We start from the raw sequence: 16,306 nt of genomic DNA on the forward strand, positions 1-16,306 counted from the left end.
AAGTGTGATAATTATGTAAACTTTCTATATTTTCGTGGATTTTTCATAAATCGTCATGTGAAAAATAGCAGTTGATTGTGAACTCTTGCCCATTTTCTTCACGATTGACGGAAAGTTCCGTCTCACAAAAACACCCGGACGCACCCAGGCTTTCCTGAAAAGCCTTTGCCGCCTGCGGCGCGCCCCGCGCTTGCACCGACAGCATCTGCAGCCGTCCCGCCGGATCGTCGCACAGAAAGCTTTCGATTTTCACCCCTGAGGCCTCCTGCGCGGCCAGGATCGCTTCAAACTGCTTGAACTGCTCGGCCGGCGACTGCTCAAGGTTTGTAAGCACCGCCGCCATCGCGTTGACATATTTCAAAAACAGTTCGGAACTTTCCGGGTCGGCCAGAATCTGCGTGATCCTGCTCTTTTCTCCGGAGGCGGTCAGAGCCGCAACAAACTGGCTGTTTTTCAGTTCTTCCTGCATTTTATCCACCCTGTCCGCAAGAAAAATCCCGGCTCCAACAGCCACCGCCACCGCCACAAAAGCGGCCGCAACCATTGTCGCCCCGTTCCTGCCGCCGATCAGCCGGGTGGCCTTGTTCGCAAAGGCAACCTTATCCAGCGGCGCCACCTCCTATCTGTCGAGATATTCTTCGAGGCAAATCCCCGCGTCCGTAATCTCCCGCGCGACCGTTTCTCCCACATAGCGGAAATGCCACGGCTCATAGGCAATCCCGGTGATTTCGGTCTTATCCTTCGGGTAGCGCAGGATGAATCCGTACTCGGCCGCATGCGCGGCCATCCATTTCGCAGCTGCAGTCTCGGCAAAACCGCTGTCAAGCGTCTGGTAGGCCGGCGTCACAATGTCCGCCGCAAGCCCGGTTTGATGCTCGCTGTAGCCCGGCACCGCGATATACGCCGCTGTCATCGCGTAGGCATCTGCCTGGCTGTAGCCCTGCGCCAGATAAGTCTGGATGCTGTTATTGAAATTGCGTTCCTGCGAAGAATACGGCCGGTAGGCCGAACAGACCAGCAGATCGACCCCCTCCTCAGCTGCATCCGCGATCATCCGCTGCAAAGCCGGGACAGCCCGCACATCCATCCGGTAACCGTTCTGGACCTCGGCGAGCTCCGGTTCGTAATCCGCATCAATGCCATTCTGCGCATTGACCAAAAGCAGCATCCAGTCCTCCGTCCCTTCTTCCGGCTTTGCCGCGGACGGGATAGCTCCTTCCGGCAAGCTTCCGGCCGTTTCGGAAGAATCGATCTCGGATATCCGGCTTGACGGCTCCGATCTTTCGGAAGAAGCCGCCTGCTTTTCAGGCTGCGGCGCCGAATGATTCGGCGTGCCGGCGCTGCGCGGCGTGCAGGCCGCCAACAGCGCAACCGCCAATGCCATCGAAACAATCCGTTTCATAACTATGCGTTCACCTCATCTGTTAGTATCCCGCGCGGCTGGTTAAATATCCCCCGCCTGATAAAGGATCGCGGTGACTGCCGCGAGCGGCGCAGTTTCGCACCGCAGAATCCGGCTGCCAAGAGAAAGCGAGACCAGCCCGTTTTCCTTTGCATAAGCGGCTTCGGACGGCTCAAAACCACCCTCGCTGCCCACCAGAACCGACACGCTTTTCCCAAGCCTGCGTTCCAGCAGAGCCTTCAGCGGTTCGTCCGCATTCTCATAAAACAGGATCGCAAGCGCGTCCTGTTTCATGCGGGCAACCGCCTCGGGAAATTCACAGAGCGGCTCCACTTCCGGCACGCGGCCGCGGCCGCACTGCTTTGCGGCTTCGGCCGCGATCTTGCGGTACCGCTCCAGCTTCTTTGCCATCGATTTTCCATCCGGCCGGGAGACGCAGCGCCGGGTCAGCACCGGTACGATCTTTCCCACTCCAAGCTCGACCGCTTTCTGCACAATCGTTTCAAATTTATCGCCTTTGGGCATCGCCTGATACAGTGTGACAAACACGCCCGGCTCGCCTGCAGACGGTTCCACCGCTTCCACCGTGAGCTCCACCCGCGCCGGCTGAACCGACGCGATCCTGCACTGATAGTCCCGGCCGTCCCCGTCGCAGACGGTAAGCCTTTCTCCCACCTTCATCCGCAGCGACAACGCGATATGCCGCGCGTCCTCGCCGTCGATGACGGCATTCTGTTCATTCACCTGTCCTGTAAAAAATCTCGGCATAATTCTCACCAAATCAAAAGTTTTATGCGTTTTTTTCAAAAAAACGCAGGGAATTGCGCGGTACAGCTTCCCCGGCCCGCACGGCTATCCCCGTTGTTTGGCGGCCAGCGCCACCCATCCGCCCGATTCCCGGCGCTCGACCACTTCGTAGCCCGCGGCGGCCAGCGCGCCGGTCACATCTCCAGCGCGGGTGTCGATGATACCCGACGCGATAAAAACGCTGTCCGGCCGCAGGAACCGTTCCAGGTCGGGGATCAGCCGGATAATCACATCCGCAACGATATTCGCGGTAACAACCGCAAATTTTCCGTCCACCTTCGCGGTCAGATCCCCTGCCAGAAATTCCACCCTGTCCGCCACACCGTTGGCTTCGGCGTTCTCCTTTGCGACCCGCACCGCGACCTCGTCAATGTCGATCCCCACCGCGCTTTCAGCTCCCAGCAGCAGCGCCGCCACCGCCAGAATGCCGCTGCCGGTGCCCACATCAAGCAGATGCGCGCCCGGTGAGACGTATTTTTCCAAAAGCTGCATACAGAGCCGGGTGGTGTCGTGGGTTCCGGTGCCAAAAGCCATGCCCGGGTCCATCGTGAGCACCACCTCCCCCGGTTTTGGCGCGTAAGTCTCCCACGAAGGGCAGACGACCAGCCGCTCCCCGACCTTGGTTGGGTAATAATATTTTTTCCAGGCTGTAGCCCAGTCTTCCTCATCCACCTTCTCGCTCTCCACCGAAAAACCGATCCCGGCCGCGCCGAGGCGTTCGCTCACAAACGAAACCGCTTCCATCGGGTTTTCCTCGGGCGCGATGTAAAAATGGATCACCGCGTGTTCGCGGTCGCGTTCCAGAAGCTCCTGTTCGATCAGATCGACGTGCGCGATCTGCGGCGCGAGTTCTTCGATGTCGCTGTAATCCTCGATATATAACCCGTACGGCACCACCAGGTTTGCGATCGCCGCCGCTGTTTCCGCATCCCTGGTCGCAATTTTCAGCTTGACTTCGCTGTACTGCATCCGTTTTGCCCTCTCTTTCTTTTTGTCCTTGCGCAAGCTACTTCATGATACATTATATAATAATGCGCGGGTAAAATCCACCCGTAAAATCCGGATGGATTTTATCCAGTAAAAAACCGCGTGAAACGACTGTTTCACGCGGTTTTCCATTTATTTCATCGCATCTTTGAGCTTATCGAAAAAGCTTTTGCGCTTTTCATAGTTTTTGTCGCTTGAAAGCTTTTCAAATTCCTTAAGCGCGTCTTTCTGCTTGCCGGTCAGGTTACGCGGAACCTCGATATTCACCTTGACATACTGGTCGCCGCGTCCGCGCCCGTTCACATACGGAATGCCCTTATTGCGCAGGCGAAATACCGTTCCGGACTGCGTGCCCTCCGGCACATCATATTTCACTTTGCCGTCGATGGTGGGAACGGTGATCTCATCGCCCAGCACCGCCTGCGAGAAGGTGATCGGGATGTCGCACCAGACGTCGAATCCGTCGCGCTCAAAGAGCGGGTCGGGCCGCAGGTTTACCATGATGTTCACATCGCCCGCCGGGCCGCCGTTGAGGCCGTGGTCACCCTGTCCGCGCAGCACAAAGGTCTGCCCGTCGTCGATACCAGCCGGGACCGAAACCTCCAGCGTCCGGGTGTGGCGCACGCGCCCCATTCCGCGGCAGTCGCTGCACGGCTCCTTGACGACCTTACCCTTGCCGGAACATTTTGTACAGGTTCGGGTGGTCTGGATCACGCCGATCGGCGTACGCTGCTGGACGCGCACCTGACCGGTGCCGCCGCATTCCGGGCAGGTTTCCGGGGCGGTGCCCTTCTTGGCGCCGGTACCGTCGCAGGTATCGCACTTTTCAAGCCGCTGCACCTGCACCTGCTGCTTGCAGCCCTTGGCCGCGTCCATAAACGACAGGTTGATGGTGATATTGACATCGTTGCCGCGGATCGGCGCATTCGGGTTGCGGGTGCGCCCGCCCCCGCCAAAGCCGCCGAAGCCGCTTCCGCCAAAGAAGCTTTCGAAGATATCTCCCACGTCGAAACCGCCAAAGCCGCCTCCAAAGCCCGCCCCGCCGGCGCCCGCCCCATAGGACGGGTCGACGCCCGCGTGCCCGAACTGGTCGTAGCGCTGGCGTTTTGCCGGGTCGTTTAAGACCTCATAGGCCTCGTTAACCTCTTTGAATTTTGCCTCGGCGGTCTTATCCCCCGGATTCATGTCGGGGTGATACTGCTTTGCAAGCTTGCGGTATGCTTTTTTCAGGTCGTCCGTGGATGCGTCCTTGGACACGCCCAATACTTCATAATAGTCCCGTTTTTCAGCCATATGCCTCACCCCTGTTTATCTGCGTTCACAGGTTCAGGCGGGAGGATTACCCCCGCCTGAACGCACCTGCTTATTGTATTATTTTTTGTCGTCCTCGTCAACCTCTTTGTAATCCGCGTCGACATAATCGCCGCCGGGAGCCGCTCCAGCGCCGGCGTCCGCGCCGCCCATGTCCGGGCCGGCCGCGCCCTGGGCGCCCTGCGCCTGCTGGTACATCTTGGATGACATCTCATAGAAGTCCTTCTGCAGCTCTTCCTGTTTTGCTTTGATTTCTTCGACGTTGGTTCCCTTGAGGGCTTCCTTCAGCGCGTCGACCTTCGCCTGCACGCGGGATTTTTCGTCGGCGGAAACCTTGTCGCCCAGGTCGGTCAGCGCCTTCTCGCACTGATAAACCATCTGATCCGCACCGTTTCGCACGTCGATCTCCTCGCGGCGTTTCTTGTCCTCTTCCGCAAATGCTTCCGCATCTTTAACCGCTTTGTCAATGTCGTCCTTGGACATATTGGTCGAAGCGGTGATGGTGACGTTCTGCTCCTTACCGGTGCCGAGGTCCTTCGCGGTCACGTGCACGATGCCGTTGGCGTCGATGTCGAAGGTGACTTCGATCTGCGGCACACCGCGCGGAGCCGCCGGGATACCGTCGAGCCGGAACATGCCGAGGGTCTTGTTATCCTTGGCCATCTCGCGCTCGCCCTGCAGGACGTGGATCTCGACCGAAGTCTGGCCGTCCGCGGCGGTGGAGAAGATCTGCGATTTCTTGGTCGGGATGGTGGTGTTGCGCTCGATGATCTTGGTGCAGACGCCGCCGAGGGTCTCAAGGCCCAGGGAAAGCGGGGTGACATCGAGCAGCAGCAGGCCTTTTACATCGCCGCCGAGCACGCCGCCCTGGATCGCCGCGCCGACCGCGACGCACTCATCCGGATTGATGCCCTTGAACGGGTCTTTTCCGCAGAACGCCTTGACCGCTTCCTGCACAGCCGGGATACGGGTCGAACCGCCGACCAGCAGCACCTTGTCGAGGTCGGAAACCTTGAGGCCGGAGTCGGCCATCGCCTTGCGCACCGGCACCATGGTCGCTTCGACCAGGTCGGCGGTCAATTCATTGAATTTCGCGCGGGACAGGGTCACATCGAGATGTTTCGGGCCGGTCGCGTCCGCCGTGATGAACGGCAGGTTGATGTTCGCCTGGGTCATGCCGGAAAGCTCGATCTTCGCCTTTTCCGCTGCTTCTTTCAGGCGCTGCATGGCCATCTTGTCGCCGCGCAGATCGATGCCGTTTTCTTTCTTAAAGGAATCTGCCAGGAAATCGATGACGCGCTGGTCGAAGTCGTCGCCGCCCAGGCGGGTGTTGCCGTTGGTGGCGAGCACCTCCTGCACGCCGTCGCCCATCTCGATGATCGAAACATCAAAGGTGCCGCCGCCGAGGTCATAAACCATGACCTTCTGATCGGCTTCCTTATCGATGCCGTAGGCGAGCGCCGCGGCGGTCGGTTCGTTGATGATGCGCTTTACATCAAGTCCCGCGATGCGGCCCGCGTCCTTGGTTGCCTGGCGCTGCGCGTCGGAGAAATACGCCGGGACCGTGATGACCGCTTCGGTGACCTTCTCGCCGAGGTAAGCTTCCGCGTCGTCACGCAGTTTCTGCAGGACCATCGCGGAAATTTCCTGCGGAGTGTAGTTTTTGCCGTCGATCGACACCTTAAAATCGGTGCCCATGTGGCGCTTAATCGAAGAAATCGTGCGGTCCGGGTTGGTGATCGCCTGGCGTTTTGCAACCTGGCCGACCATACGCTCGCCGGTTTTCGAGAATGCAACGACCGAAGGGGTCGTGCGATTGCCTTCCGCGCTCGCGATGACGACCGGCTCGCCGCCTTCCATAACCGCTACACAGCTATTTGTAGTACCAAGGTCAATACCGATGATTTTTCCCATAATGAATGCCCTCCATATATATTGGAATAAATTTTAACGTGGTGAATGCCTGCTTTCTTTTCCTTGAAAAAGCAGCAAAAAAACCGCCTGAAGCAGGGCCCGCGGGAAAGGCCGGCCCCCATGTCTCCAGCCTTTAAAAAGGTCGACGAAACTTTAAGATCTTCGCGGCGCGGCAGGACCGAAAGCCCCGAGGGGCTTCAAAGGAGACTTTTCAAAAGCGCCCCCTGGTCAGTTTGCGACCTTGACCATCGCGTGCCGGATGATCCGGTCGCCGATTTTATATCCCTTCTGAAACACATCGGTGATGATGTTCGTCTCAAGCGATTCATCGTCAATGTGCATCACAGCGTTGTGCAGATCCGGATTGAACTGCTCGCCCGCAGCGCCGAACGCTTCGACTCCGAGCTTTTCGAGCACATCCTTAAAGTTCTGCAGGATCATCTCCACGCCCTTTTTAAACTCCGCGTCCGCGCATTCCACCGCGAGCGCACGTTCAAACGTATCGATGATCGGAACGAACTGCGCCACCGCATTTGCGGTTGCCTGCGGGTAAATCGCTTCCTTCTCCTTCTGGCTGCGCTTACGGAAGTTGTCATACTCGGCCATTGTGCGCAGCAGCTTGTCACCCAGCTGCGAAACCTGCTCTTCCAGCAGTTCCGCCTCGGTCTTTTCAGGCTCTTTGCGCTCCGCTTCCGGCTGTTTTTCTTCCCCGGTTTCCTCGGACGCTTCCGGAGTCTTTTCTTCCGGCTGCGTCTGTTCCTGGACCTCGTCCGCCTCGCCTATGGGCTGCTCATGCTTATGCTTCTGAGACAATCTGTTCCCTACCTTCTATGTGTTTTTATTACGCATCCTGTTCAAAAGTCTCCGCCAATAATTTCCCTAATGTCTGCGAAAAATATTCAAGATGCGGGATAATCTTTGCGTAATCCATCCGGACCGGGCCGATTACGCCAATCGCGCCCGCGTTCTGCTTTCCGATGGAGTAACGGGTGACCACCACAGACGTGTCGGCCAGCTCGCTTCGGCTGTTTTCCTTGCCGATGGTGATGAAAACGGCGTCGTCCTTCGAGCCGATAACGCCAAGCAGATGGTCGCGGTTCTGCATGGTGAGCAGCAAATCGTGCGCCACATCGGAAAACTCCTTATATCCCAGCAGGTTGGTCCCGCCGGAAGTATAGAACTGGCCTTCATCGATCTCTTTGCAGAGCTCGTAAACGGTGGCCAGAATCGGGGTAAACAGCCGGGAATATTCGCCCAGCGTGACCGCAACCGAATTGATGTACCACTGGGAGATGTCGTTGACCGATTTGTCGACCAGACGGCCGTTGATAAACTTATTGATAAATTCGAGCAGCTCCGCGGTGATGCCGAAATCCACCCGGCAGACCTTGTCGCGGATGACGCCGTTCGAGGCGATGACCAGGATGACCACCGTGCGCACGCCCGCCGGAACAATTTCGATATGCTTGACGCGCACTGTTTTCGGTGTGATCGTGGTGGAAACGGTCGCGCAGTTGGTGTAATCCGCGAGCGCCTGCGCGGCATCCTCCAAAAGCCGGTCCGGGTCGGGGTTATGCACATTGAAAAGCGCGTCAATCTCGCCGCGCTCCTCATCAGACAGCGGTTTGCAGTGCATCAGCTGATCGACATAAATCCGATAACCCAGGTGGGAGGGGACGCGTCCGGCGGAAGTGTGCGGCTGCTCAAGGAATCCCATATCAAAAAGCGCCGCCATGTCGTTGCGGATGGTCGCGGGCGAGACGTTGATATCAAGTTTCTGCGCCAGCATCTTGGAGCTGACAGGCTCGCCGGTATCGATGTAAGTCTCGACGATCGCGGTCAGGATTTTCAGTTTTCTCAAGTCGAGCTTCATCGCATACACCTCACATTCCACAACTGAGCAAAGTCCGCTTAGCACTCATAATCTCCGAGTGCCAACAACTATAATGTACCACATTTTTTCAGGATGTCAAGAAAGGGAGATCGGAATTCATGAATTGTTTACAGAATTTTTAGCACTCATATATTTCGAGTGCTAATTTTATCTATTTTGCGCAAATTCAATTTTGTTAATTGTGTATATTGACATTTTAATCCCGATGGTGTTTAATGATATCAAGAAATTGATAAATATTTAACAGCTTTGACGCAAAAGGAGGCTATCAAAATGACCACAAAAGAAGTAATGCTCCAATCCGCGGAGGACCTGCGCCAGTTCATGTTCCTGGCGATGCAGTCCGCACAGGATATTGGCGTGCACACTGTTGACGGCAGCATCGCAGATGCAAAATCCGTGCTCGGTCTCATGGCGCTCGATTACAGCAAGCCGGTCAAAGTCGTCACAGACGACCGCACCTTCCTGCAGGAACTGCGCAAATGGGCCGTGGCGTAACCCGCCCAGCAGATCCGGACCTTCGCCCCGCCATTGGCGGGGCTTTCCTGTTGTCATATAATTTTCCGTTTTTCTTACAATCCCCGTACAATCTTTTCACACGCTCCCGAAGCGAATTGCCGGGGCCGTTTTTCTTTGTTCAAAATCGACAAATTTCGACAAAATTTTCCTTCTGTTCCCAATTTCAGAAGCAATTGGGAATATGGGAAATCGACAGCAGCGCGGCGCTTTTCTATACTGATCTGGACAATATCACAAGGGGGATTTTATTATGGTCCGGCTCAGACAGCATCCTTTCTTCCGCGGCCTGCTCATGCTTGCCGCCATTTCCTGTATTTTCACAGGCGCTTTCAGCCTTGCCGTTGCCGCCGCGGCAAGCTACCATCCTGGCGGCCTCTCAGCCGGGCAGATTTTGCAGCCCGGCGATACGGTTGAAATCGGCGCGGGCGGTTCCATCTCCTACTATTACCGCGACGATATCATCGGCGACCCGATAGCAGACCGCACGCTTTATACCCTTGCGCAGGTTGAGCAGCTCGGTTCCTGCGACCGGGTGGAAGACGAAACGGACTTTGACGGCTGGGAAGTTATGTCGGTGAACGGCCTGGGCGGCGGAAACTATGAGGTTTCCGTCCGGGAGCATTTTTCCGTTTCCGGACCGGGGCCCGAACCTGTCCCGGATACCGCCGAAGCGAAACTGCGCGCATATCTTGCGCCGACCTCGGACGCGTCCAGCCTGTTCGTGGACAAAACGTCCAAGCTCCTTTCCGCCGCGTCCGGCAACGACGCGGTTCGTTCGGACAACAAAGTGTACTATTATCCGTTCTCGGCCACGCTGAACGATGCGTTTTTCTCGGTCAGGATTGCCAAAGAGAAAGGCGGCAAACAGGTTCTCTCCGCCAAATGGCTTGAGAAGAAACTCGATAACGCCTACAGTGTTTTTTCGGGGGCGCAGGAGTCCGCGCTGAGCGGCACACGCAAATCCTTTGCGGAAATCTCTCTGCGGGAAACGAACGACGACAGCGAAACCAAAATTCAGATAAAGGTGACGGTTAAGGCCAAAAAGGAAATTCGGGAAAACGGGGCGGTGATCGTGCCAAAAGGCGCCGAAGCCACCTTTCTTTCCCCCGCTTTCTACCTCACAAATGAAACGCTTCGCGGGGACCGGGACTTTTCAGCGGGCGACGGCGGCATGGTTGCAAAACCTGTGAAAAACGAAGACAACGAAGTCACCTGGACGGATGAAAACAACACCCTCGCGGTACTGTACTTTACCGCAGACAGCAATGTAAAGATCTACTATCCGAAGCTTTCCACCAGATGGAACCATTCCGATTACGCCGGCCGGTTCGCGGGCCAGGACGCTTTTATCCGCAGTTTTGTGGGCAATCCGGAGATTTCCGCCGTGTCCCGCGCGACGCTCGATCTGAACGTCCCCTATCTCAATGAGGACGGAGATCCGTCCATTGAAACGGAGGCCATCGCCGTCTACGAAGAGATTGATGGAATCCTCACCGACATCACAGGCAAAGGCAAATTTTGTGAAAATGAAAACGACGAGCTTGTCTTTCGCCTCAAGGTGCGCCAGCTCGGCACCTATATCTTCGCCAGCGCACCAGCGGCCAAAACAGCCGTGGAAAACACCTGAAACACCGGCACATCTAACGCGCCATTCCCAAAACGGGAATGGTGCGTTTTTCTTTTTCCTTTCGTATTCAAAATATTTATGGAAACGACACAATTTATTCATAATTTTTTGTACTTTCGCCCACATTCAAGCTCAAAAATAGGTGAAGTGATTTTCGCCGGGAGGTGATATGCATCAGGATTCTGATCTTTGAAAGCCATATGGCGCTTTGCCGCCCGCTTGCGGTATGTCTCTGGCGGCAGGGCTTCTTCCCCGTCTTCGCACAGGGGCTCGGTCAGATCCCGCAGGCGCTATCCCCGCCGCCCGCCGCAGTCGTATTCGGCGCCTCGCTCGGGTTGCGCCCTTCGTTTGACGCCAGTCGCGGTATCCGAAGATTTCTGGAAGTTCCCACGATCATTGTCGTTTCCCCTGCGGAAAACAAGCGATGGATCCGCGACCTGCGCAACCGTTCCGGCGTCTACTTCATTGAAAGCGGCAAACCGGGCCTGCTCGCGGCAAAACTTTCCGCACTGCTCGAACGTGCCGGGCGGGGGGAAGCCGCTCTGTGCGCTGGCGGATTGTGCCTTTTCCCGGATGAGCGGCACGCCCTGTGCGACGGCAAACCGCTCGCCCTGACTCCGCTCGAATTCGACCTGCTTTGCTGCCTTGTCAAAAATCAAAACCGGCCAGTGAGCTGTGAACAGCTGATGCAGGCCGTTTGGGGACGGTCGGACGAAACGCTGCTGCACACCCTGCGCGCTCACATCACCGCTCTGCGCGCAAAGCTTGGACCCTATCGCACATCCATCGCCGCGGTACGCAAAACGGGATATCTGTTCCGCTGGGACGGGGAGTATCCCCGGCAGACCGTCCCGCGGGCAATCTGAGAAACCCTACATCATCTGGAGATTGGAGCGTTTAACATGAAAATATCGTTGAGCAAAAAGAAACTTGCCTCCGGCATCGCGATTCTCACACTCGGCGCGGTCGCTGTATCCACGGTCGTTTTCGCTGCGGGCGGCGGCCCCGGCGGCGGGATGGGCGGTCCCGGCGGAGGAAATATGGGGCAAGTCGAGCTCTCCGAAAGCGTCATCAGCGTAAAATTGCAGACACCCACCACCGGCGGCCTCACCCGGAGCACCGAGTTCATCGGCAAGATCGAGCCAGCTGAAAGCGTCAGCGTCTACCCCGAGACCAGCGGCAAGGTGACCGAAATCTATTTTGAAGCTGGCCAAACCGTGCAGAAGGGAGAACTTCTCTTCACAATCGACGACACCGACGCGCAGCTCGCCTATCAGATCGCGCAGGCCAGCTACGAACAGAAACAGATCAGCGCCGACACCACCCTCGGCAGCAACTACGAATCGAAGGTTGCTTCCGCAAAGTCGCAGCTCGAATCGGCGCAGCAGAACCTCAATAATGCCCGTCTGAAACTGAAGGACTATAACGACGGCTATGACGACAGCCTGCTCTCGGCCGAACGCGCCGCGCAGAAAGCGCAGGACAATATGCAGGCCTACGACAAGACGATCGACGAGCTGAAGGATAAGCTCGCCGGAGCGGGGGAGGCTGAAAAGGAGGCCATCGAAAAAGAAATCGCCGAATATGAAGAAAAATACAGCCAGGCGTACCAGGATTATTCGATGTATTACAACGCTGTCAAGGATCTCGAGGCAGATGAGGACAGCGAGGCCCGTGATCTGCGCAACTCCTATAACACCGCCAAAACCAACTACCAGCAGGCGCTCGACAACTACAATCTCGTGACCGGCGGCTCGTATGAGGACACCGAGAAGGCCACCGAGGCGGAGCTCAAATCCGCGCAGCTCTCGCTCGAGCAAAGCGCCTCCTCGCTCGATAAATACAAGGTCTACGCGCCGATCTCCGGCGTAATCGAATCAAAAAACATCACTGCCAACGAACCCGCCTCCACCCAAAACGCGGCCTTCGTCATCTCCAACAAAGACACCCTCACCGTCAAGTTTAACGCGTCGGCCGACGCCGCCACCGCCCTTTCGATCGGCGACGAAGTCACCGTGACCAAGGGCAGTAAGGAATATACGGCCACCATCATCGAGATCGATTCCAAAGCGGACGATTCCACCGGCCTGTTCCCCATCAAGGCCCGTATTGAGGATGGTGACGGCAGCTTGCTCACCGGCGTTTCGGTCAAGGTGACCGCGGCCACCCAGAAGGTGGAGGACGCCATCCTCGTCCCGATCGACCTGGTCTATTATGACGACGGCCAGGCTTACGTCTTTACATATGCGGACGGCAAAGCCCACCGCACGGATTTTGAAACCGGCATGTCCAACTCTGAAACGGTTGTTGCCGTGTCCGGGCTTTCGCTTGACAGCGAGATCATCACCACCTGGCATCCCGACCTGAAGGACGGGGCGGCTGTGGAACTTGCAGAAGGCCAGGAAGCCCCCGCCGCCGCGCCCGACAGCGCCCCTGGAGCCGAGCCGACTGAAAGCCGGTCCGCGAAAGGCACTGATGCGCCGGACGCCGCCACAGCCCCCAACGCTCCCGAAATGCCCGCACAGGAGGATTAACCGCCCATGACACTTCCAAAATTATCCGTCACGCGGCCGGTTTCGGTCCTGATGTGCGTGATGTGCCTGCTCTTCTTTGGGATTTCCTCGGTTTTTGACATGGAGATGGAATCCACTCCGGAAATGTCAATGCCTGTCTTTATGGTAATGACCCGCTATGAGGGCGCTTCCCCGGAGGAGGTGGACAGCCTCGTCACCGACGTCGTCGAATCCGCCCTTTCCACTGTCAGCGACGTGGACAGCATGACCTCCCGTTCTTCCGAGGGCTCTTCCATGACCATGCTGGAATTCGGCTACAGCACCGACATGGACGAAAAATACGACGAGATCAACGAAGCACTCCAGCGGCTGCGGCTGCCGGACAGCTGCGACGATCCCACCATTATGGAGATGAGCATGGACTCCTCTTCCATCATGGATCTTTCGATCTCCACCAACGCGAGCGACAATATCTATACTTATATTGAAAACACCGTTGTCCCAGAGATTGAGAAGATCTCCGGCGTATCGGAAGTCAGCATGCGCGGCGGTAAGCGCGAATATGTCCAGGTGCTCCTGCGCGAGGAGGAGATGAACCAGTACGGCCTTTCAATGACCGACGTTTCCTCCGCCATTGCCAGCGCGGATTTCAACACCACCGCCGGCACGATCAACCGCGGCCAGATCGAGCTGACATTGCAGGGCGGCGTCAGCTACGACACCTATGAAAGCCTTGAAACCATCCCGATTTCCCTTCCCTCCGGCGACATCATCCATGTATCGGATGTGGCAACCATCTCTATGGCGGAAGAAACCAGGTCCTCCATCAGCCGTTATAACGGCATGGACAACATCTCCCTTTCGGTCTCGAAAAACCAGAGCGCCAACACGATCGAAGTCTGCGACGAGATCGTGGAGGTGGTTGACGAGCTGAACCAGCAGGGCCTGGGCCTTGCGGTCACCATCACGAACAACTCCGGTGAAACCATCTTCGAAAACATCATGAACGTTGTGCAGACGCTCGTCCTGGGCCTTACGCTTGCCATGCTCGTCCTGGTGCTCTTCCTCGGCGACTGGCGCGCGGCGCTCATCGTCGCCACCTCGATGCCGCTTTCGGTTTTCGCGGCGCTTGTGCTCATGGCCTGCTTCGGCATGACCATCAACATCATGTCGCTCGGCGGCCTGGTCGTCGGCATCGGCATGATGGTGGATAACTCAATCGTTGTGCTCGACAGCTGTTTTCGGGCGCGCGACGGTGTCCGCTCGTTTGAGGAGAGCGCCATCCAGGGCGCAAACCTTGTCAATTCCGCCGTCATCGCTTCCACCCTCACCACCATCGTCGTTTTCCTGCCGATCTCGCTGATGGAAGGCATGTCCGGCCAGCTCTTCAAGGAGGTTGGCTTCACCATCGTCTTCTCGATGACCGCTTCGCTCATTTCGGCGCTCACCATGGTGCCGCTCCTGTTCGTACGGATGAAGCCGGTCGAAAAGGAACATTCCTTCGTCAACACACAGCTGCATCAGCTCGAGCGGGTTTACGCAGCATTCCTTGGGCGTGCGCTCAGCCACAAGATCGTCGTTATCATCGTCGCGATCGCATTGCTCGCGAGCACGGCTGTGATGTTTACCCAGATCGATATGGAGCTCATGCCATCGAGCGATGAAGGCTCGATCAGTATTTCAGTCACGACCAAAACAGGGCTCAACATCGACGCGACCGACGAAATCATGACCCAGGTCGAAGAGATTGTCTCTGGACAGCCGGATGTCGAAAGTTATTCGATGCGCGGCAATGGCGGTTCGGCAAGCCTCACCGTCTATCTGAAAGACGACCGCTCGATGAGCACTGCCGATTTTATCACCCAGATGCGAAAACTCACCTCGGATATCGACAACGCCTCGGTCGAGGTGGAGGAACGCAGTTCCATGTCCTTTGGCTCCAGCGGCGTCACCATCAACCTGAGCGGTTCAAACCTCGACGTACTGGAGGAAACCTCCAATCAGGTGAAAGCCCTGATGCAGGCAACCGAGGGGATCGATTCGGCCTCCACCAGCCTGTCGGACGGCAGCCCGCGCGCCGAGATCGTGGTCGACCCGGTGCAGGCCGCGGCAATCGGCACCACCCCATCGGCCGTCGTATCAACCGTCAAAAACATGCTCTCCGGCATCGAGGCGACCGATCTGCAGACCAGCGACGAGGAGTACTCCGTCAAGGTCATGTACCCGGAAGACCGTTTCCAGGACGTGAGCGACCTTTCCGGCCTCATGATCGACACCCGTTCGGGAGGCCAAGTTCCGCTCACCGACGTGGCACAGATCGTCTATAACAACTCCCCCGCCCAGATCCAGCGCTACGACGGGGATTATCAGGTTTCGGTCACCGGCCAGACCGCGCAGGGGGCTTCCGCCACCCAGCTGTCGAACCAGATTGTGGCGCGCGTGCAGCAGATGGACCTGCCGGACGGCGTGACGGTGGAAGCCGGGGGCAGCATGCGCACGATGAACGAGGAGTTTGGCAACATCTACGGCGCGCTTGCCACCGCGATCTTCCTGGTGTTCGTGGTCATGGCCATGCAGTTTGAATCGATGAAATTCTCGCTTGTGGTTATGCTGAGCGTCCCGTTCTCAATGACCGGCGCGTTCCTGGCGCTGATCCTCACCGGCATGTCGATCTCGATGACCAGCCTCATCGGCCTCATCATGCTGGTCGGTATTGTGGTCAACAACGCCATCGTGCTGATCGACTATACCAATACGCTGCGCCGTGAGCAGGGTATGCCCGCGCGCGACGCGCTCATCTTCTCGGGACGCACAAGGCTGCGCCCGATCCTTATGACCACCACAACGACCGTCCTCGGCCTCCTGCCAACCGCGGTCGGCATCGGCGGCGAGGTGGAGATGATGCAGAGTATGGCGGTGGTCGTCATTGGAGGCCTGACCGTTTCCACCCTGCTCACCCTCATCCTTATCCCGACCATGTATCTGCTGTTCGACGGCGAGGACCGCCGCCGCAAAGGAAAAAAGACCGGCCGCAAATCGCTTTTCAAGCGCAACCTGCGCGAACAGCCCCAGGTGAGCGGCACCGATGAAATCCCCGAGGAATTCCGCTGACGGCGATTCTCCTCCAACCGGGAATGCTATCCATAAAATCCCGCCTGCAAAATGCAGGCGGGATTTTTGTGTATGATTTGAAGTCATACGGTCTGCTGGATCGTTCTATTGACAGGGAACGCTTCCCCTTGAAAGAAAGTTTAGATTTCCTTGATGCACGCTTTAGGTCAGTTTACAAGGAACTACACGCAGACCGTGAAACGGGCTGCTGACAACAAACG

At 57.2% G+C, this 16,306-nt stretch carries 13 protein-coding genes; 5 read left to right on the forward strand and 8 right to left on the reverse strand.

From position 1 onward, the window contains the following. Positions 1-43: 43 nt before the first annotated feature. From DWV16_RS09375 to hrcA, 8 genes are all read right to left on the reverse strand, one after another. The gene (locus DWV16_RS09375) at positions 44-616 is read right to left on the reverse strand and encodes a hypothetical protein (protein WP_066457797.1); all 573 of its coding nucleotides are present in this window, start codon (positions 614-616) and stop codon (positions 44-46) included. A 3-nt stretch (positions 617-619) separates the two neighbouring features. Beyond that, on the reverse strand, positions 620-1,402 hold the full coding sequence (locus DWV16_RS09380) for a D-alanyl-D-alanine carboxypeptidase family protein (RefSeq protein ID WP_118478923.1): 783 nt from the start codon (positions 1,400-1,402) through the stop codon (positions 620-622). Between the two features lie 42 nt (positions 1,403-1,444). Beyond that, entirely contained in the window at positions 1,445-2,170 is a 726-nt protein-coding gene (locus DWV16_RS09385; protein ID WP_066460361.1) for a 16S rRNA (uracil(1498)-N(3))-methyltransferase, read from the reverse strand. Between the two features lie 84 nt (positions 2,171-2,254). Further along, a complete protein-coding gene (gene prmA, locus DWV16_RS09390) occupies positions 2,255-3,178 on the reverse strand; it encodes a 50S ribosomal protein L11 methyltransferase (protein ID WP_066460360.1) in 924 nt (307 codons plus the stop codon). A gap of 150 nt (positions 3,179-3,328) precedes the next feature. Continuing rightward, the gene (gene dnaJ, locus DWV16_RS09395) at positions 3,329-4,489 is read right to left on the reverse strand and encodes a molecular chaperone DnaJ (RefSeq protein WP_066457791.1); all 1,161 of its coding nucleotides are present in this window, start codon (positions 4,487-4,489) and stop codon (positions 3,329-3,331) included. A 78-nt stretch (positions 4,490-4,567) separates the two neighbouring features. Continuing rightward, entirely contained in the window at positions 4,568-6,421 is a 1,854-nt protein-coding gene (dnaK, locus tag DWV16_RS09400; RefSeq protein WP_066457788.1) for a molecular chaperone DnaK, read from the reverse strand. Between the two features lie 228 nt (positions 6,422-6,649). Next, entirely contained in the window at positions 6,650-7,234 is a 585-nt protein-coding gene (gene grpE / locus DWV16_RS09405) for a nucleotide exchange factor GrpE (RefSeq protein WP_118478925.1), read from the reverse strand. Between the two features lie 28 nt (positions 7,235-7,262). Next, a complete protein-coding gene (gene hrcA, locus DWV16_RS09410) occupies positions 7,263-8,339 on the reverse strand; it encodes a heat-inducible transcriptional repressor HrcA (RefSeq protein WP_147349453.1) in 1,077 nt (358 codons plus the stop codon). Positions 8,340-8,588: 249 nt separating this feature from the next. On the opposite strand from hrcA, the gene DWV16_RS09415 reads away from it, so the two are divergent. The 5 genes from DWV16_RS09415 to DWV16_RS09435 all read left to right on the forward strand — a co-directional run bounded on the left by DWV16_RS09415 (position 8,589) and on the right by DWV16_RS09435 (position 16,085). After that, positions 8,589-8,813 carry an HPr family phosphocarrier protein gene (locus DWV16_RS09415; protein ID WP_118478927.1) on the forward strand — a complete coding sequence of 75 codons (225 nt, stop codon included), beginning with the start codon at positions 8,589-8,591 and terminating at the stop codon, positions 8,811-8,813. Between the two features lie 271 nt (positions 8,814-9,084). Next, positions 9,085-10,461 carry a hypothetical protein gene (locus DWV16_RS09420; protein ID WP_066457779.1) on the forward strand — a complete coding sequence of 459 codons (1,377 nt, stop codon included), beginning with the start codon at positions 9,085-9,087 and terminating at the stop codon, positions 10,459-10,461. A gap of 164 nt (positions 10,462-10,625) precedes the next feature. Further along, a complete protein-coding gene (locus DWV16_RS09425; RefSeq protein WP_147349454.1) occupies positions 10,626-11,327 on the forward strand; it encodes a winged helix-turn-helix transcriptional regulator in 702 nt (233 codons plus the stop codon). 36 nt (positions 11,328-11,363) lie between these two features. Further along, positions 11,364-12,995 carry an efflux RND transporter periplasmic adaptor subunit gene (locus tag DWV16_RS09430; protein ID WP_118478931.1) on the forward strand — a complete coding sequence of 544 codons (1,632 nt, stop codon included), beginning with the start codon at positions 11,364-11,366 and terminating at the stop codon, positions 12,993-12,995. Between the two features lie 6 nt (positions 12,996-13,001). Continuing rightward, positions 13,002-16,085 (forward strand): efflux RND transporter permease subunit, encoded by a 3,084-nt coding sequence (locus DWV16_RS09435; protein ID WP_066457769.1) that lies wholly within the window; start codon positions 13,002-13,004, stop codon positions 16,083-16,085. The last annotated feature ends 221 nt before the right edge of the window (positions 16,086-16,306 follow it).

The sequence above is a fragment of the Anaerotruncus sp. AF02-27 genome, from assembly GCF_003465835.1.
Classification (GTDB): Bacteria; Bacillota; Clostridia; order Oscillospirales; family Ruminococcaceae; genus Anaerotruncus; species Anaerotruncus rubiinfantis.